Consider the following 18,485-nt stretch of genomic DNA (forward strand, 5'->3'; position numbering starts at 1 on the left):
GGACACACGATGCCAAACAAATGGCATCAGACAATTCATCAACACACTATCGAGTTCTCAAAGAACACACACCCACCAGACGCATCTGTTTCCAGATCCGGCTCCGATGAGCTTCCCGAGAGCGCAGCGTACCGCACTCTTGTTCTTGGGAGTGGCCCCGCACAGTCAGCCCGAACCAGTGGCTCGGGCACTTCAGTTTCCCCGGTCCTTGCTGGCCCCGGGGGACTTGCTCTCTGCGGTGCATCGATTAAGTTACACAGGCGAGAACACAGCGTCAAATCGCCTGGTCAGAGCGATATTCTTGCGCCGGCAAAGCTCTTCTTCCCGCGACGGATGACCAACCAGGTGCCATGCAGCAGATCCGAGGCCTCCGGACGCCATTGCGGGTCGGTGATCTTCTCGTTGTTCACGTACGCGCCGCCCTCACCGATCGCTCGACGCGCGGCCTTGTTGCTCTCCGACAGAGTGGTGTCCACCAACAGTTCGACGATGGTCGGCTGCGTGCCGGCGTAGTCGGCCACTGTCGTCTCACCGACCGCGGCAGCAAGGGTCTGCTCATCGAGATCGGCCAACTCGGCACGACCGAACAGCGCCTGACTGGCCAGTTCGGCGGCCTCGGTGTGGTGTTCACCGTGGATCAAGGTCGTCATCTCCGCGGCCAGACGTTTCTGCGCCGTCCGCAGGTGCGGAGTCTCCTCGGTGGCGCGCTCGAGTTCGGCGATCTCGTCGCGCCCGAGGAAGGTGAACCACTTCAGATACCGCACGACATCGGTGTCTGCGGTGTTCACGAAGTACTGGTACCAGGCATATGGGCTGGTCAGCTCCGGGTCGAGCCACAGACTGCCGCCACCGGTCGACTTGCCGAACTTCTTGCCGTCTGAAGACGTCACCAGCGGCACGGTCATCGCGTGCAGGGTGGAGCCGTCGACACGTCGGGCCAGGTCGACGCCGCCGACGATGTTCCCCCACTGGTCGGAACCGCCGATCTGCAGCGTGCAGCCATGGCGGCGGTGCAACTCGACGAAGTCGTTGGACTGCAGCAACAGGTAACTGAACTCGGTGTAGCTGATGCCATCGGCCTCCAGCCGGCGCCGCACGGTCTCCCTGGCCAGCATGACGTTCACCGAGAAGTGTTTACCGATGTCGCGGAGGAACTCGACGGCCGACAGTTCGGCCGTCCAGTCCATGTTGTTGACCGTCAGCGCGCCGTTCGCCGAGTCGTCGATCCGCACGAAGCGACGGAGCTGCGCGTCGATCCGGTCGGCCCACTCCGCGACGGTGTCGGCCGTGTTCATCGTCCGTTCGCCGACCTCGCGTGGGTCGCCGATCAGTCCGGTCGCCCCGCCCGCGAGCACGATCGGCCGATGGCCGGCCTGCTGGAATCGACTCAGGGTCAGCAACGGGACCAGATGTCCTGCGTGCAGACTCGATGCCGTGGGATCGAAGCCCGCATAGAGCGTGATCGGCCCACGGGCCAATTCGGCGCGGAGCTCATCGAGGTCGGTCGACTGGGCGATCAGGCCACGCCACGCGAGCTCTTCGAGGATGTCGGTGGTCGGGCGGTCAGACGTCTCGGCGGTCACCCTTCGATCTTGTCATCCAAGGTGCCGGCAGGCGTCGCCCACCTGCATCGCGACCTATTCGGGTGTCGACTCCGAGGTGGTCAACGCAGCGTGTTCGGCATCGTCGACGCTGCGCGCCTCGTCGGCGAGCATCACCGGGATGCCGTCGGAATCGATCCGGTAGGCCACCCGCAGCCGTGGGTTGTAGAGCTCGTCGCCGGCGTCGAGCAGCGGCCCGTGGTCCTGCGGGCACACCAGCCGCTCACGTGTGATCGGGTCGATGGCTGCGGCACGTGACGTCACGTCGGCTCCCACTTTCTTGTCGCTCCTACCGGCCCAGAGGGCTCGGTCTGCCACTCTAGTCCGTCCGCCGCCGGGCGGACGATCTGCACCCAGCACGCGGTCCCGGTCGGTGATTCAGGTCCAATTAACTTCTACGGCAACACTTCTCGTGTAGCGCCGATATCGCCCGTCGATGTCCCGGTACCAGACCCGGGCACCTGGTCGGGGCAGCCCCATCCTCGCGAACCGGGTGGCCAGCGGCCGGTAGGAATCGGAGACCGGGATCTCGTCGACCACCCAGATCAGATGTGGACGTTCCTCGGCCGGTAGCGCGCCGAGTCCGATCCGCAGGGCAGAGACGGTGAGGGATTCTGCCCTGTCTCCTCGTCGACGAGTCGTCACCGCGGCCACCGCGAGCTCGTGACCGGGTTCCCCGATGCCGTACACGGCGACCTGGTCGACACCGCGGACCTGCGACAACGCGAACTCGATCGGCGGGATGTAGATCGGTCCCGGGGTGCTCCGGATGACGGATTCGGCCGAGCCGAAAAACCAGAGGTCGCCGTTGGCGTCCCGTTGGAAAAGATGGCCCGACACCTCCCAGCGATCCCGCTCGGCAAACACATCGCGCAACACCGTCGACGACGTCTCGAACCGTTGACGCGCCTTGGCCATCAGCAACCCGACCTCGCCGACACCCGCCTTGCGGACAAACCCGGAGTCGTCGATGTCGAGCCGTCCCGCATCGACGTCGAACGCCGCGACCTCGACCGGATTCGTCTCCGGCAGCGCCTGTCCCATCGATCCGACCTTGTCGCCGGAGACGTTCGCCAGGATCGCCGAACCATCTGCGGTGGCGAAGAACTCGAGAACCCTGGCCCGCGGGAATCCCTCGAGGACCTCCGCCCAGAGACCCGACGGCATACCCGAGCCCATGAACAGGCGGATGGGGTTGTACTGGTTGATCTGGAACCCCTCGGAGCGGACCACCTGACGCAGCATCGACCAGGTGTACGAGACGACGGTGACGCCGTAGCGGTGCACTTCGGACGCGAAGGTCTCGGCGTCGATCCGTTCCGACAACGCGATGCGGGACCGACCCACGACGGTCGCGCCCAGGGTCGTGAGCAGGCCCGATGCGTGATGCAGCGGTGGCAGGCAGTAGACCGTGTCCCGGTCGGTCAGCCCCGCCGCCGAGGCGGCGCCGAACGCCGACATCGCGAAGCGGTGGTTGGTGACCGGCCATGGTGCGAGGTTCCCGCCCGCACGGGTGAAGAGGATGAAGGCGAGATCGCCTGCCAGTCCGGGATCGCGGCGGTACCACGACGGTATCCGGACCTCGTCCGGATCGATCTCCTCCATGTCGATGATCGTCCGGCCGTCGGCGGCATGGATCGCGCGTGCCTCGGCGCTACCGCCACCGAGCACCAGTACGCGGTCGGTGTGCTTGGCGGCGGCGTCCAGGTGATTCGGATCGGTGATCATGATCGAGCACTCGCCGAGGCGGAGCATCTCGGGGATGTCGCCGTCGGCGGCCAGCAGGACCGCGACCGCGCCCAGTCGCGACAATGCCGCGACGACGACGAGCGCACTGGGCCGGGTGTCCATGAGTACCCCGACGTGCACACCTGGTCGGACACCGCAGTCGATGAGACCCGCGACCACGTTGTCGATGCGAGCGTTGACCTGGGCGTGCGTCAGTACGCGGTTCTCGAACAGGAAGAGCTCGCTGGCGGCCGCGCGCTTGCAGTTCTCCGACATCAACTTGCCCAGCGAGATCCGCGTGCCGGATTGGATCTGTCCCAGCCGCAACAATCTGGGCACCGTCCGCACCGACTCCTGGGCCACCGCCCGCGACGTCCGCTGCAGGGAGTTCGCGAGGGCGATCAACTCGCGAGACACGCCCGCGCCCGCATCGGTCATCGAACCGAGGCCGTGCGTGATCCGCGACGAGATGCTCACCCCGGTACCGTGCGGGTCGAGGTTCTCGGGCATCTCCTCCACCAGCAGAGGGCGGTCGCCCTTGCCGGACTGCCACAACACCCACTCCGACGTGGTCGGCCAGGTGTGCCCGCCCGCGGTACTGCCCACCACCAGCCCGAAATGTCCTACCGGGACCCGAGATTCGTACACGTCTGCCACGGGCGCGGCCTGCACGATCCCGCGGACAGCGAGCGGCTGCCCGATGTCGTCGGCCTCGCCGATGAACGCCAGTATCGGGCAAGTGATCTCGGTCAGCGTCACGAGATCACCATTGATGACGAAGCCGCCGGACATCATGCGGTTGTGCACCACGAACTGGCGCAAGAGCTCGGCTACGGCCGGTCCGGACCAGGCCACCCAGCCCTCCGCCTCGATGAACCGCCGCTGATCCTCCCGGGGCAGCAACGCGTCCCGGTCGTGGAGCTTGCGGAGGAAGTCGACCCGACTGCGTGCGGTCTTGACCGGATCGACGAGCTGGAAGCCGGCGCGCGCCATCCAGCCGGGTACCCAGAGCCGGTTGAAGACCTTGTCTGCCAGTAATTCCGCTCCCGGCACCACCAGGTTGGCGGGCAGGCCGAGAGGCAGGGCTGCCAGTACGTCCACCGGGCTGCCGTAGGTGATGAGACTCGCAATGCCTGCGGAGCGTCGGTAGGCGGCCGTCTGGTACGCGAACATCCCGCCCTGCGAATAGCCGGCCAGGTGGACGTCTTTCCCGGTCGCCTCGATGATCAGGTCGATCGCCCTGCTGACCGCCACCACGTGATCGGCCAGGTTGCGCTCCATCCCGCCTTCCTCGGAATCGGGCGACCCGAAGTCGATGACCCAGGGGGTGATCCCGTTCCGGTGCAGGATCGACACCGCCCCGTTGAGATCCGTGACGTCATAGACGTTGGCGGACACCATCATCGGTGGAACCAGAACGATCTGCGGACCATCCGTGGAGGTCCCCGGGAAATAGCGGCGCAGCCGGAACATCTTCTCGGTCTCCACCACCGCGTACGGCGCGGGCTCGGTGCCGGTATCGAACCCACCGAATCGCAGTACCTCGAGACCGTTCTGAGCGGTCGCGAGTACCCGGTCGACCGCCGCCCCGATGTCGGGCAGCGCAGGAAGACCCACCATCGCGCTGTCCCCCTCCCATCCGTCGAGTGATGCATGTCCAAGTGATGCGTGTCACTGTACCGACCTCCCCGCGGGCGGTGTCCTGAGCGCACCGTGCGCCTCCGGTAGAACGCTCCAGTAGAACTCAGCCGGACCAGCGGTCGCGCCGTGTGCGCACTTCGGCCTGCAGGGCGGACAGCTGCCGACCGACAGCCACTGATGCGGTCCCGCCATGGGCATTGCGCGATTCGATCGATCCACGCACTGTCAGTACGTCCCGCACCTCGGGACGCAGGTCTGGACTGATCGAGGCCAGCGTCTCGTCGTCGAGATCGGCGAGCCCGATGCCACGCTCTTCGGCCGCACGGACACTCGCGCCCGCGACCTCATGCGCCACCCGGAACGGAACCCCCTGGCGAACAAGCCATTCCGCGATATCGGTGGCGAGTGTGAACCCGGCAGGCGCCAGCTCTGCCATGCGGTCCTCGTGAAATTCGAGTGTCGCGACGAGCCCGGTGATCGCGGGCAACAGCAATTCCAGCTGGGCGACCGAGTCGAAGACCGGCTCCTTGTCCTCCTGGAGATCCCGGTTGTAGGCGAGCGGCTGAGCCTTGAGTGTGGCCATCAGGCCGGTCAGGTTGCCGATCAGGCGACCCGACTTGCCGCGCATCAGTTCGGCGACGTCGGGGTTCTTCTTCTGCGGCATGATGGAGCTTCCGGTCGACCAGGCGTCGGCGAGGGTCAGGTAGCCGTATTCCGGGGTGCTCCACAGGATGACCTCCTCGGACAGCCGCGACAGGTCGACGCCGATCATCGCCAGAACGAAGGCCCCCTCGGCCGCGAAATCGCGTGCCGACGTCGCATCGATCGAGTTCTCGGCGGGCCGATCGAAACCCAGATCCGCCGCGATCGCGGCCGGGTCCAGCCCGAGCGAGGATCCGGCGAGGGCGCCGGAACCGTAGGGAGAGACCGCGGTTCGACGATCCGCGTCGGCGAGTCGATCCACATCCCGGATCAGCGGGTGCGCATGCGCGAGGAGATGATGGGCGAGCAGGACCGGCTGCGCGGCCTGCAGATGCGTCTTGCCTGGCATCACCGCATCCGGATGTGCCTGAGCCTGCGCGATCAGCGCATCCACCACGTCGAGCACGCCCACGGCCACGCGACCGATGGCCGCGCGCAACCACATCCGGAACAGGGTCGCGACCTGATCGTTGCGCGATCGCCCGGCGCGGAGCCGGCCCCCGAGTTCCGGACCCACACGCTCGATAAGACCACGCTCGAGTGCTCCGTGAACGTCCTCGTCGGATTCGGCAGGGCCGAACGAGCCGTCCGCGACGTCGGCCGCGAGCTGCGACAGACCGTCCAGCATGGCGGCGAGATCGTCGTCGGTGAGCAGGCCGGCCCGATTGAGCACCCGAGCATGCGCCTTCGACGCCTCGACGTCGAACGGTGCGAGCGCCCAGTCGAAGTGCGTCGACTTGCTGAGCGCGGCCATCGCCTCGGCAGGACCGCCGGCGAAGCGTCCACCCCAGAGCGATCCCTCGTTGGTGGCGCCCGGTGCGGGTCGATCAGGGCCGTTGCTCACAGATCGAGATCCCGCCTCGCCGCGATCTTCGACGACAGCCCGTGCAGCTCGACGAATCCGCGCGCCGCGGACTGGTCGAAGCTGTCGCCCTCGTCGTAGGTGGCGAGGTTGAAGTCGTAGAGCGATTCCGGGCTGCGACGACCGGTGACCGCGATGTGACCGCCATGGAGAACCAGGCGGATGTCGCCGGTGACGTGTTCCTGGGTCGACGCGACGAACGCCTCGAGCGAGCGCCTCAACGGCGAGAACCACAATCCGTCGTACACCTGTTCGGCCCACTTCTGGTCCGTGAGCCGCTTGTAGCGCCCGAGCTCGCGTTCCAGCGTCACATGCTCGAGCTCCTCGTGTGCCCGGATCAGCACCATCGCACCCGGGGCCTCGTAGACCTCGCGGCTCTTGATGCCGACGAGTCGGTCCTCGACGACGTCGAGCCTGCCGACGCCCTGCGCACCGGCGCGCCGGTTCAGTTCCACGATCGCCTCGAGGACGCTCACCGGCCGGCCGTCGATGGCGATCGGGCGCCCCTTGTCGAAGGAGATGATGACCTCGTCGGGAGACTGCCAGTTGACCGTCGGATCCTCGGTGTAGCTGTAGACGTCCTTCGTGGGCGCGTTCCAGAGATCCTCGAGGAACCCGGTCTCGACGGCGCGGCCCCACACGTTCTGATCGATGGAGAACGGCGACTTCTTGGTCACGTTGATCGGGATGTCGTTCTCCTCGGCGAAGCTGATCGCCTTCTCCCGGGTCCATGCATAGTCGCGCACCGGGGCGAGAACGTCGAGATCGGGTGCGAGCGTGGCGAATCCGACTTCGAATCGCACCTGGTCGTTGCCCTTACCCGTGCAACCGTGGGCGACGACGGTGCCACCGTGGTCGCGAGCCGCGGTCACCAGATGCTTGGCGATCAGGGGCCGTGAGATCGCCGAGACCAGCGGGTATCGGTCCATGTAGAGCGCATTGGATGTGATCGCCGACAGGCAGTACTCGTCGGCGAACTCGTCACGGGCGTCGACCACCACGGCCTCCACCGCACCGCAGTCCAGTGCCCGTTGGCGCACCACGTCCATGTCCTCGCCACCCTGACCGAGGTCGAGGGCGACGGCAACCACCTCCTTGCCGGTCTCCTTGCCGATCCAGCTGATCGCAACCGAGGTGTCCAGTCCGCCCGAGTACGCGAGTACGACGCGTTCCGCCATGATTCTCTCCTGTAGTTCGTCCGCACCCGCGGCGTATTCCTGTGCCGACTCCGGTGCCTTGTGATTGATTGTGTCTGAAGGGCCGAGCTGTGGGGCCACGTGGTGCTACACGAGGCCCTCGATTCGTCGGGACAACTCTGTGCCGTCGACCGGTTCGCGTGCGACGACGAAGATGGTGTCGTCGCCTGCGATCGTGCCGACCACGTCCGGGAGGCTGGCCCGGTCGATGGCGCTGGCCAGGTAATGGGCCGCCCCGGGCGGCGTCCGCAGGACCGCGAGGTTGCCGCTGCTGTCGGTCGACACGAGTAGTTCCGACAGCAGGCGCGCCAGCCGGTCGGTGCCGCCGAACACACCGCGGACGGGAGATCCGTCCTCGGGGACCACGTACACGCCTGCGCCGCCGTCTGGCGCGCGGAGCTTGACCGCGCCGAGTTCGTCGAGGTCGCGCGACAGCGTCGCCTGTGTCGCGTCGATGCCGGCGTCGGCGAGAAGGTGCTGCAACCCGGACTGACTCCGCACCTGGTGGGTGGACAGGATGTCGATGATCCGTGCGTGCCGGCCCGCCTTGGTGGCGGCGAGCTTGGTCTCGCCGTGCTCCGTAGCCGCCGAGGTGGAGTCACCTGTCGTGGTCATCGTTGCTCCAGCAGCCAGATCAGCAGCGCCTTCTGCGCGTGCAGGCGGTTCTCGGCCTCGTCGAGGACGACGCTGGCCGGGCCGTCGAGTACGTCGTCGGTGATCTCCTCACCGCGGTGGGCGGGCAGGCAATGCAGCACGATCGCCGCCGGATCCGCATGGTCCAACAACTCGTGGTTGATCTGATACGGAATGAACGGCGCATGTCGGTCCTTGCCGTCGCTCTCCTGACCCATCGAGGTCCATGTGTCCGTTACCAGGACGTCAGCGCCGGTCGCGGCCGCTACCGGATCCGTCACGATCCGCACCGACCCGCCGGTGAGCTGGGCCCGCCGGGTCGTCGCCTCGACGACGTCGGCGTCCGGTTCGAAACCTGCAGGCGCACTGATGGTGACGTGCATACCTGCCGTGACGCCGCCGAGGGCGAGCGAGTGGGCCATGTTGTTCGCACCGTCGCCGAGATAGGTCATCGACAGCCCTGCCGTCTTCCCCTTCCGTTCGATGATCGTCTGCAGATCGGCGAGCACCTGACACGGGTGGAAGGTGTCCGAGAGTGCGTTCACGATCGGGATGGTGGCCGTCGACGCCATCGCCTCGAGGCGGTCCTGGCCGAAGGTCCGCCAGACCACGGCGTCGACGAACCGCGACAGCACGCGACCGGTGTCCTCGATCGTCTCGTCGCGGCCGAGTTGGGTCGTGGTGCCGTCGACGACCACCGCGTGCCCACCCATCTGTGCGATGCCCATCTCGAAGGAGAATCTCGTGCGGGTCGAGTTCTTGTCGAAGAGGACCCCGACGCCCCGCGGCCCCTCGAGGGGACGATGGGCGAACGGCGCGGTCTTGACCTCGGCGGCGAGCGCCAGCACCTGTGCCTGCTCGTCGGGGGTGAGGTCGTCGTCGCGTAAGAAATGACGGGTCATGCGGTCTTCCCCTGTGGGTCGTCGGACGATGGGGTCTGCGCCGTGGCCGCGTCCAGGATCGCGGGCAGCGCAGCGACGAAGGCCGCGCCCTGGTGTTCCGTCAGGATCAGCGGTGGTGCCAGACGAAGGACGTCGGGTCCCGGTGCATTGATGAGGAACCCGGCCTCCCGGGCCGCGAGTTCGGTCTCGGCGGCGATGGGATTGTTCAACACCACGCCGAGCAGCAGGCCCGATCCACGCACGTGCGACACCTGCGGATGGCCGAGGTCCTCGATGCCGGTCGCGATCGACTTGCCCAGGGACGCGACGTGGTCGACGAGGCCGTCCTCGTCGACCACTCGCAGCACCGCCAGCGCCGCGGCGGCGCAGGTCGGGTTGCCGCCGAAGGTGGTGCCGTGCTGACCCGGTTCGAAGAGATCGGCCGCCGGCCCCGAAGCGATGCACGCACCGATCGGCAATCCGCCCCCGAGACCCTTCGCCAACGTCATCACGTCGGGCACGACGCCCGCGGCCTGATGAGCGAAAAACGAACCGGTACGGGCGATCCCGGTCTGCACCTCATCGAAGATCAGCAGTGCGCCGCGGTCGGAGGTGATCCGTCTGGCGGCGGCCAGATATCCCTCCGGCGGCACGACGACGCCACTCTCGCCGAGGATCGGTTCCAGGATGACCGCCGCCGTGTTCTCGGTGACCGCGGCCTCGAGTTCGCCGACGTCGCCATACGGGACGAAGCGCACGCCCGGCGGCATCGGCTCGAAGGGCGCCCGCTTGGCGGGTTGACCGGTCATCGCGAGCGCACCCATGGTACGGCCGTGAAAGGCACGCTCGGCCGCGACGATCTCCGGACGCCCGGTTCGGCGAGCGAGTTTGAACGCGGCCTCGTTCGCCTCGGTACCCGAATTGCAGAAGAACACCCGCCCCGGGTGACCGAACTTGTCGAGCAAGCGCTCGGCGAGTTCGACTGCGGGCGCGCTGATGTAGAGATTGGAGACATGACCCAACGTCTGGAGTTGGGTGGTCACCGCATCGATGATCGCGGGATGCGCATGCCCGAGAGAGTTGACTGCGATGCCGCCCAGCAGGTCGAGGTACTCTTTGCCGTTCGCGTCACGAACCACGGCGCCCGACCCGTTGGTGAGCGCGATCGCGGGCGTGCCGTAGTTGTTCATCAGCGCGGCCGACCACCGCTCCTGCAATGGCTCGGTCATGATGCGCCTCCTGAGTTGTCGGAGTCGGCGACGACGGTCGTCCCGGTCGAGCTCTCGGTCAGCAGTTGTGCGAGCACCGAATGCGGCACCCGCCCGTCGATCACGTGGGCTTGGCGCACGCTGCCGTTCACGGCTCGCAGACACGCCTCCATCTTCGGCACCATGCCGGCGTCGAGTGACCCGAGCAGCGCGTCGACCTCGGACGTGGTGATCTGCTCGACCAGTGAGGTGCGGTCCGGCCAGTCGGTGTAGAGACCTTCGACATCGGTGAGCATCACCAACCGCGACGCTCCGAGCGCATCGGCGAGTGCACCGGCTGCGGTATCGGCGTTGATGTTGTGGACCACCCCGTCGCGGTCGGGCGCGATGGTCGAGACCACCGGGATGCGGCCCGCCGCGACCAGGTCGAGAACCGCAGAGGTGTTCACCGAGGTGATGTCGCCGACGAGACCGATGTCGGTGGCGGTGCCGTCGACGAGAACCGTTCGGCGAGAGGCGGTGAAGAGATGTGCGTCCTCGCCGGTGATGCCCACCGCGTAGGGGCCGTGGGCGTTGATGAGCCCGACCAGTTCGCGACCGACCTGTCCGAAGAGGACCATCCGCGCGATATCCATCACCTCCGGGGTGGTGACCCGGAATCCGCCACGGAACTCGCCCTCGAGCCCGAGTCGCTTCAGCATCGCGGAGATCTGAGGACCACCCCCGTGGACGACCACGGGGTGGATACCGCAGGCACGCAGCAACACCATGTCCGTGGCGAAGGCCCGTTTGAGATCGTCATCGATCATCGCGTTGCCGCCGTACTTGACCACCACAGTGGCGCCGTGCAGCGCCTGCAACGCCGGAAGCGATTCGGCGAGCACCATCGCCTTGTCGAGCGCGCTCAGGACTCCCCCGCCGGTGCCCACAGGTTCTTCGAAGATGCCGTCTCCCCCGCCGATCGAGCTTGTCGAGATCATGACGAGTACGCCGAGTTCTCTTCGACGTACCCATGGGACAGGTCCGTGGTGCGGATGGCGGCCGTGGCGTCGCCGAGTCCGAGTTCGATCTGGACCGCGACGTCGGCGCCGGACAGATCGACGTCGCGCGCTCCCGGTGCTCCGCACCCGTTCACGCAGACCGGATTCCCGTTGAACGACACCGTGATCCGGTCCGGGTCGATGGTAACCGGCGAGATCCCCACCGCGGCGAGTACCCGACCCCAATTGGGATCCGATCCGAACAGCGCGGTCTTCACGAGCGAATCCCGCGCCACCGTCCGGGCAACGGCCACGGCATCGTCCTCGGTGACTGCCCCGCTCACGGTGATGATCACCCGTTTCGTGACCCCCTCGGCGTCGGCCATCAGCTGGGCGGCGAGGTCGTCGCACACCGCGAACACCGCGGCGTCGAGGTCGTCCTGGTCGACCGGGATCTGGCTGGCTCCCGAACTCAGCAGGAGCACGGTGTCGTTGGTGGAGCTCGAGCCGTCCACGTCCAGGCGGTCGAGGGTGCGATCGGTTGCCTTGCGCAGCGCCGCATCGAGCTGTGCCGCAGTGGCCTTCGCGTCCGTGGTCAGGACGACCAGCATCGTCGCCAGAGATGGTGCGAGCATGCCCGCACCCTTGGCCATCGCGCCGACATTCCACCCCTCGGGATGGTGCAGCGCAATCTGTTTCGGCACGGTGTCGGTGGTCATGATCGCGTGCGCCGCGTCGGTGCCGCCCGAGAGGCCGCCGCCCATCTCGTGCACGATCTCGGTCACGCCGGCAAGGACCTTGTCCATCGGCAGCCGGTCACCGATCAGACCGGTCGAGCACACCGCGACCTCGACCGCACCTGTTTCGGTACCCCAGTTGCTCAACGCCTCGGCGACCGCCTCGGCCGTGGCATGGGTGTCCTGGAAACCTTCGGGCCCCGTACACGCGTTGGCGCCACCTGAATTGAGGATCACCGCGCGCAGGCGACCCGTGGTGAGGACCTGCCGGCTCCACAGCACCGGCGCGGCCTTGACCTGGTTACGGGTGAAGACGGCAGCCGCCGCGTAATCGGGTCCCTCGTTGAACACCAGAGCCAGATCCTCGGCGCCGGAGGCCTTGATACCGGCCGCGATTCCCGCCGCACGGAATCCCAGGGGCGCGGTCACGCCCTGATCGCGGACCAGCCGTGGCGCATCCAGGGGCGCGCCGGGCGTGATCCGGTCGTCGTCGGTCGGAGCATTCGACTCGGATGATGTCGTCACGGTGCCACCCCCACGGTGCTCAGGCCCTCGGCCTCGTCCCAGCCGAGCGCGAGGTTCATCGATTGCACCGCCGCTCCGCCGGTGCCCTTGGTCAGGTTGTCGATGGCGGCGACCGCCACCATCGTCCCCGCACGTTCGTCGACGGTGACCGCGATCTGGACGGCGTTGCTGCCGATCACCGATCCGGTCGCCGGGAGCACGCCTTCCGGGAGCACGTGAACGAAGGTCTCGTCGCCGTAGGCCTTCTCGTAGGCGGCCCGGATCTCGGCGGCCGATGCGCTCGTACGCGCCGTGCAGGTGGCCAGGATGCCGCGCGCCATCGGCACGAGGACAGGCGTGAACGAGACGGAGACCGGGAGGTCGGCCGCCGCCGAGAGCGCCTGCGCGATCTCCGGGGTGTGACGATGCGCGCCACCGATCCCGTATGCCCGCGCCGAGCCGATCACCTCGGATGCCAGCAGATCGATCTTTGGTGCGCGACCCGCTCCCGAGGCCCCACTCACTGCGACGACGCTGACCTGGGGCTCGACGAGACCGGCGGCGACCGCCGGACGCAGGGCGAGAACGGACACCGTCGGGTAGCAGCCGGGCACCGCGATCCGGCTCGCGTCACGAAGGATCTCCCGGTTGCCCGGCAACTCGGGAAGTCCGTACGGCCAGGTGCCGGCGTGCTCGCTGCCGTAGTAGTCGACCCAGTCCTGTGCGTTCTGGAGACGATGGTCGGCGCCGCAATCGATGATCAGCGTGGTCGGCGGCAGCGCGTCGGCGATCTCGCCGGATTTGCCGTGCGGAAGCCCGAGGAACACGACGTCGTGGCCGGCCAGTATGTCGGGAGTGGTCTCCTCGAGTTCCCGATCGGCAAGCGGCAGGAGGTGCGGATGCAACGAACCGAGCGTGCTGCCCGCGTTGCCGCCGGCAGTCAACGCTCCGATCTCGAGGTCGCCTGATCGCAGGCGCGGATGCCCACACAGGAGTCGAAGGATCTCTCCGCCCGCATAGCCGCTCGCACCGGCGACTGCCACCTTGATCGTCATGCGATCATTATGCACGCCGATGCAAATCAATTCACGGGTGGGTGGGACCTCAGCGCAGTCGGGCGCCCAGCTGTTCGCCTGCGTGCGCGACGGCCGCGAGCTTCGCCTCGTTGGCCTCGTCCTCGGTGAGCGTCCGGTCGGGCGCGCGGAACCGGAGGGCGAAGGTGAGCGACTTGCTGCCGTCACCGACCTGCTCGCCGGTGAACACGTCGAACAGGTCGATGGCCTCGAGAAGGTCGCCGGCTCCGACGCGCAGCGCCGCGGCGACGTCGCCGGCAGACACGGTGTCCGCGACCACCACCGCGACGTCCTGCAGCACGGCCGGGAAAGGCGAGACATGTGGCGCGGCCAGGTGCTCGACGAGGGGCATCGCGTCGATGTCGATCTCGACGGCGCACAGCCGCTTGGGCAGACCGGCGCGTTCGAGCACCGCCGGGTGCAGCTCTCCCGCGTACCCGACCGTTACACCGTCGACACTGAGTCGTGCACAGCGACCGGGATGCCACGGCCGCTCGTCGACGGCCGACAACACCAGTTCGACACCGGCAGCACGACCGATGGTCCGGGCCGCCTCGAAGGCGTCGACATGGTCGGCGGTACGTCCCGGGCCCCACGGGCCGGCAGGATCTCGGAGCCCGGTCAGAACCACCGCGACATGCAGCGGTTGATGCGGCAACGACGCATCGAGCGCCGCGATCTGTTCGTCGGTGGGCCTGCGGGTGACATCGAGCGCATCCACCGCGGCGACGTGATCACCCGCCAGCACGACCTGACCGATGGTGTAGAGCGACAGGTCTCGCTGGCCGCGCGCGATGTTGCGGGCGGTCATCTCCAGCAGACCGGGCAGCAGGGTGGTGTTGAGTTCCGGACGATCGGACTCCAGCGGATTGAGCACTTTGACGGTCCGACGACGCTCGTCGTCGGCGGGCAGATCCCAGACGTCGAAGACCCCGGCCGGCATGAACGGGTACGGAAGCACCTCGACGTAGCCGTCGAGCGCGAGGGTCCGACCGATGCCGCGACGGCGACGTTGCACCGCACTCAGGCCCGTACCGGCAGGCGCGCGCGGCACCACGGCCGGAATGTCCTCGAGCCCTTCGAGGCGCAACACCTCCTCGACCAGATCGGCGCGCTCCCGCAGATCGGGACGCCACGACGGCGGTGTGACAGTCAGCGGATCGGTACCCGCGACCGTGCAGCCCACCTCGGCCAGACGCGCCGCGGTGGTACCGGCCGGATACGGGATCCCGGCGGTGCGGTCGGGCTCGTCGAGGGCGATGGTGATCGGCGGCACGGCGGTCCTCGCGACACGGGTCTCGCTCAGGGGCGAGGCGACGGCGCCACCGGCGATCTCGACGATCAGTCGCGCCGCCCGGTCCGAGGCCACCGCGGTGACCTCCGGATCCACGGTGCGCTCGAATCGCTTGCTCGCCTCCGACGTCAGCTTGTGCCGTTTGCCGGTACGGAACACCCGCACCGGATCGAAGGTCGCCGCCTCGAGCAGGACGGTCGTCGTCGTGTCGGCGACCTCGGTGGATGCCCCGCCCATCACACCGGCCAGTGCGACGGGCCCGCTGTCGTCCGCGATCACGACGTCTTCGGGATCGAGGACCCGCACGACATCGTCGAGGGTGGTCAGTTTCTCGCCTGCCTGCGCGAGGCGCACCGTGATGGTGCCGGCGAGTTTCTCCGCATCGAAGGCGTGCAACGGCTGCCCGAGCTCGATCATCACGTAGTTGGTGATGTCGACGATCGCGGAGATGGGCCGAATACCCGCCACCAGCAGCCGCTTCTGCATCCACCACGGAGAGGTCGCGGCGGGATCGACACCGGAGATGACCCGTGCGGTGTATCTCGTGGCCGACGAGTCCTCGTCGATCGCGACCGGCCAGGCGTCGCCCTCGGCGGAGGCCAAGGCGGCCACGCCGATGCCCTGGTCGACGAACGGCACCCCGAAGCTGCCGGCGAGTTCACGGCCGAGGCCGCGCACCGAGAACGCGTAGCCGCGGTCTGGCGTGACATTGATGTCGATGGCGGTGTCGTCGAGACCCAAGACCTCCCGGGCGTCGTCGCCGGGTTCGGCGGTACCCGGCGCGAGCACCAGGATTCCGCTGTGGTCGTTACCGATACCGAGTTCGGACACCGAGCAGATCATGCCGTCGGAGACGCGTCCGTAGGTCTTGCGCGAGGCGATCTCGAAGGGCCCGGGCAGCACCACCCCCGGCAGCGCTGCCACGATCAGGTCGCCGACGGCGAAGTTGCGTGCGCCACAGACGATGCCGCGCGGCTGCTCCTCCCCCACCTCGACGGTGCAGAACCGGATCGGCTTCTTGAACTCGGTGAGCTCCGCGATGGTCGCCACCCGGCCGATCACCAGCGGACCGGTGACGACCGGGAACGGCTCGACGTCCTCGATCTCGAAACCGACGCGGACGAATCCCTGGTCGATCTCCGCGGCCGTCGCCGACCACTGGGGGTCTCCGTGGCGGAGCACCTCGGTGAACCAGGACTGTGGGGCACGCACGTCAACCAACTACTTTCATCGATCGGGCTTGTCGCGGATATGGAGTTGCCGGTGGTCGGGCTCGATGACGGTCGGTCAGACCGCCGGGCCGAACGGGACGGTGAAACGGATGTCCCCCTCGACCATGTCACGCATGTCGGAGATGTCGTTGCGGAACTGCAGGGTTCGTTCGAGGCCCATCCCGAAGGCGAATCCCGAATAGACATCGGGATCGATTCCGCTGGCGCGCAACACATTCGGGTTTACCATGCCGCAGCCGCCCCACTCGACCCAACCGGCTCCGCCCTTCTTGCCGGGGAACCAGACGTCCACCTCCGCCGACGGCTCGGTGAACGGGAAGTAGCTCGGCCGCATCCGGGTGGTGGTCTCCGGACCGAACAGGGCCCGGGCGAAGACCTCCAGGGTGCCGCGCAGGTTGGCCAGGGTCAGGCCCTTGTCGACGGCCAGTCCCTCGATCTGGTGGAAGACCGGCGTATGGGTGGCGTCGAGTTCGTCGGTACGGAACGTCCGCCCGGGGCATGCGACGTAGATCGGCAGGTCGCGGCTCAGCATGGACCGCACCTGCACCGGAGACGTGTGCGTCCGTAGCACCTGCCGTGAGCCCTCGGGTGCGATGTAGAAGGTGTCCTGCATCGAACGAGCCGGATGGTCGGGCAGGAAGTTGAGCGCATCGAAGTTGTGGTGCTCGGTCTCCACCTCCGGCCCCTCGGCGACCTCCCAGCCCATCCCGATGAAGACATCGGCGACCTGCTCGGCGATCACGGTGATCGGGTGACGGGCACCGACGCGTCGGCGGCCGCTGGGCAACGTGACGTCGACGGCCTCGGCGACCAGCACGGCTGCGTCACGCTCGGCCTGCAACGTCGCCGTCCGGAGGTCGAATGCCGCGGTGACCCGCCCGCGGACCTCGTTGACCGTCTTTCCGGCGGCCGAACGCTGGTCCTTGGGGATCGCGCCCAACGCCCGGCGAGCGAGTGCGATCGGCGACCGATCACCGAGATGCGCGGTCTTGGCGTGCGCGAGTTCGTCGAGGTCTGCGGCCGCCTCGAACGCGGCGACGGCGGCCGCGGCCGCGGCATCGAGTTCGTGCGGTTCGGGGAACCGCATCTCTTGGGCGTCGTCGGCAGGGCTGGCCACGGTCGGCGATCTCCTCGTTTCTCGTCCTGGTGTCCGTCTACCCCGTCTCACGAGACAGGAGAACTCTCGACGGTCCAGCGTAGTCGACCGTGGTGACGGCTTGCGCCGCAGGTAGGCGATGGATCGGCTTCTCAGAACGGGATTCCGAACCCCGCACACGTCATCGGCTTCCGGTTGCCCGGATCGAGCTCGTTCAGCAGAATCCGCGTCACGCCCGGATCGGCGATCATGCCGAGGTGCCCGACATGACTGTCCGGACAGAATGACTGGACGAACAGATTCCGGACGTTGGGCCCCGGGGGCAGGAACGCAACATCCTTGGGTATGGCGAGTTCGTCGTACCTGCTGACGATGTTGACGTACTCGATGCCCGGGTAGGTGCGTGGGGTGAATCTGAACGACGCCGGACTGAGAAGGTCAGACGCCGCCGGAATCCCTAGTGCGAGAAGCTCTTGTGCGCCCGGTATCGCTCCGGCGATACCACTCCAGAACTCCGGGGCGTTATTTGCGCCCGCAAGTCCGACGACGCGTGCGACATTCTTGTATCCCTGGTTCTTGTCGAGGTACGTCAGGTTGATCGCCGCTCCTTGCGAGTGCCCGATCAGGTCGACCTTCGGCGCTCCGGTCCACTTCCGCACCTTCGTCACGAATGCGGCCAGTTCCGTTGCCGAGTTCTCCAGTTTGTCGACGCCGCCGAATCCGTTGCTGTACGGCAGCCGGCCCACCGTCGTCGAGTACACGCAGTACCCGTTGTTGGCCAGCTCGGGCCCGATCGCCTGCCAGCTGGCGTTTTGGTTGGTCATCGTCCCGTGCACCAACACGACCGGGACCGGGTGGTTTGTACTGCGGCAGTGCGGTTTGTCGACCCCTGGCGCAGGTGTGTCGGCGTCGAACGTCCCGGTGGCGAGTGCCGCCGCGATGTTGTAGTTGACCGGATACATCGGTGCGGCGCTCGCTGGTGCCGCAACCGCGGACCCGACCACCACACCGACAACACACACGGCAATTGCCGCCCACAACCGATGTCGCGCAACCACGATGTTCCAGCCCCTGACGCCCAGACAACAGTGACGTAACGCTAACCCAGTTCCACCGA

At 67.4% G+C, this 18,485-nt stretch carries 14 protein-coding genes; all 14 read right to left on the minus strand.

Annotated features, from left to right (window positions below; all coding sequences use genetic code 11):
* Positions 1–287 precede the first annotated feature (287 nt).
* On the minus strand, positions 288–1,583 hold the full coding sequence (tyrS, locus tag ACLQ3I_RS22220; protein ID WP_425794777.1) for a tyrosine--tRNA ligase: 1,296 nt from the start codon (positions 1,581–1,583) through the stop codon (positions 288–290).
* Between the two features lie 54 nt (positions 1,584–1,637).
* A complete protein-coding gene (locus ACLQ3I_RS22225) occupies positions 1,638–1,865 on the minus strand; it encodes a Trm112 family protein (protein WP_425794778.1) in 228 nt (75 codons plus the stop codon).
* Positions 1,866–1,979: 114 nt separating this feature from the next.
* Positions 1,980–4,949 carry an AMP-binding protein gene (locus tag ACLQ3I_RS22230; protein ID WP_425804839.1) on the minus strand — a complete coding sequence of 990 codons (2,970 nt, stop codon included), beginning with the start codon at positions 4,947–4,949 and terminating at the stop codon, positions 1,980–1,982.
* A gap of 124 nt (positions 4,950–5,073) precedes the next feature.
* A complete protein-coding gene (gene argH, locus ACLQ3I_RS22235; RefSeq protein WP_425804842.1) occupies positions 5,074–6,516 on the minus strand; it encodes an argininosuccinate lyase in 1,443 nt (480 codons plus the stop codon).
* Positions 6,513–7,712, minus strand: a complete 1,200-nt coding sequence (locus ACLQ3I_RS22240; RefSeq protein ID WP_425794783.1) for an argininosuccinate synthase — start codon at positions 7,710–7,712, stop codon at positions 6,513–6,515. Before ACLQ3I_RS22240 ends, argH begins: the two co-directional genes overlap by 4 nt.
* A 105-nt stretch (positions 7,713–7,817) precedes the next feature.
* On the minus strand, positions 7,818–8,345 hold the full coding sequence (locus ACLQ3I_RS22245; protein WP_425794784.1) for an arginine repressor: 528 nt from the start codon (positions 8,343–8,345) through the stop codon (positions 7,818–7,820).
* Positions 8,342–9,265 (minus strand): ornithine carbamoyltransferase, encoded by a 924-nt coding sequence (gene argF, locus ACLQ3I_RS22250; RefSeq protein ID WP_425804845.1) that lies wholly within the window; start codon positions 9,263–9,265, stop codon positions 8,342–8,344. The genes ACLQ3I_RS22245 and argF overlap by 4 nt, the downstream gene beginning before the upstream one ends.
* Positions 9,262–10,473: an acetylornithine transaminase gene (locus ACLQ3I_RS22255; RefSeq protein WP_425804848.1), complete on the minus strand. Its 1,212-nt coding sequence runs from the start codon at positions 10,471–10,473 to the stop codon at positions 9,262–9,264. Before ACLQ3I_RS22255 ends, argF begins: the two co-directional genes overlap by 4 nt.
* The gene (gene argB, locus ACLQ3I_RS22260) at positions 10,470–11,339 is read right to left on the minus strand and encodes an acetylglutamate kinase (RefSeq protein ID WP_425794847.1); all 870 of its coding nucleotides are present in this window, start codon (positions 11,337–11,339) and stop codon (positions 10,470–10,472) included. Before argB ends, ACLQ3I_RS22255 begins: the two co-directional genes overlap by 4 nt.
* 89 nt (positions 11,340–11,428) lie before the next feature.
* Positions 11,429–12,694 (minus strand): bifunctional glutamate N-acetyltransferase/amino-acid acetyltransferase ArgJ, encoded by a 1,266-nt coding sequence (gene argJ / locus ACLQ3I_RS22265; RefSeq protein ID WP_425794789.1) that lies wholly within the window; start codon positions 12,692–12,694, stop codon positions 11,429–11,431.
* Positions 12,691–13,728, minus strand: coding sequence for an N-acetyl-gamma-glutamyl-phosphate reductase (gene argC / locus ACLQ3I_RS22270; protein ID WP_425794791.1), 1,038 nt, complete (start codon positions 13,726–13,728; stop codon positions 12,691–12,693). Before argC ends, argJ begins: the two co-directional genes overlap by 4 nt.
* A 49-nt stretch (positions 13,729–13,777) precedes the next feature.
* The gene (pheT, locus tag ACLQ3I_RS22275) at positions 13,778–16,252 is read right to left on the minus strand and encodes a phenylalanine--tRNA ligase subunit beta (RefSeq protein ID WP_425804851.1); all 2,475 of its coding nucleotides are present in this window, start codon (positions 16,250–16,252) and stop codon (positions 13,778–13,780) included.
* 75 nt (positions 16,253–16,327) lie between these two features.
* The gene (pheS, locus tag ACLQ3I_RS22280; RefSeq protein WP_425805002.1) at positions 16,328–17,359 is read right to left on the minus strand and encodes a phenylalanine--tRNA ligase subunit alpha; all 1,032 of its coding nucleotides are present in this window, start codon (positions 17,357–17,359) and stop codon (positions 16,328–16,330) included.
* Positions 17,360–17,520: 161 nt separating this feature from the next.
* Positions 17,521–18,426 carry an esterase/lipase family protein gene (locus ACLQ3I_RS22285; protein ID WP_425804854.1) on the minus strand — a complete coding sequence of 302 codons (906 nt, stop codon included), beginning with the start codon at positions 18,424–18,426 and terminating at the stop codon, positions 17,521–17,523.
* Positions 18,427–18,485: the final 59 nt, after the last annotated feature.

The organism is Gordonia sp. DT101 (assembly GCF_049844895.1).
In the GTDB taxonomy this organism is placed as follows: domain Bacteria; phylum Actinomycetota; class Actinomycetes; order Mycobacteriales; family Mycobacteriaceae; genus Gordonia.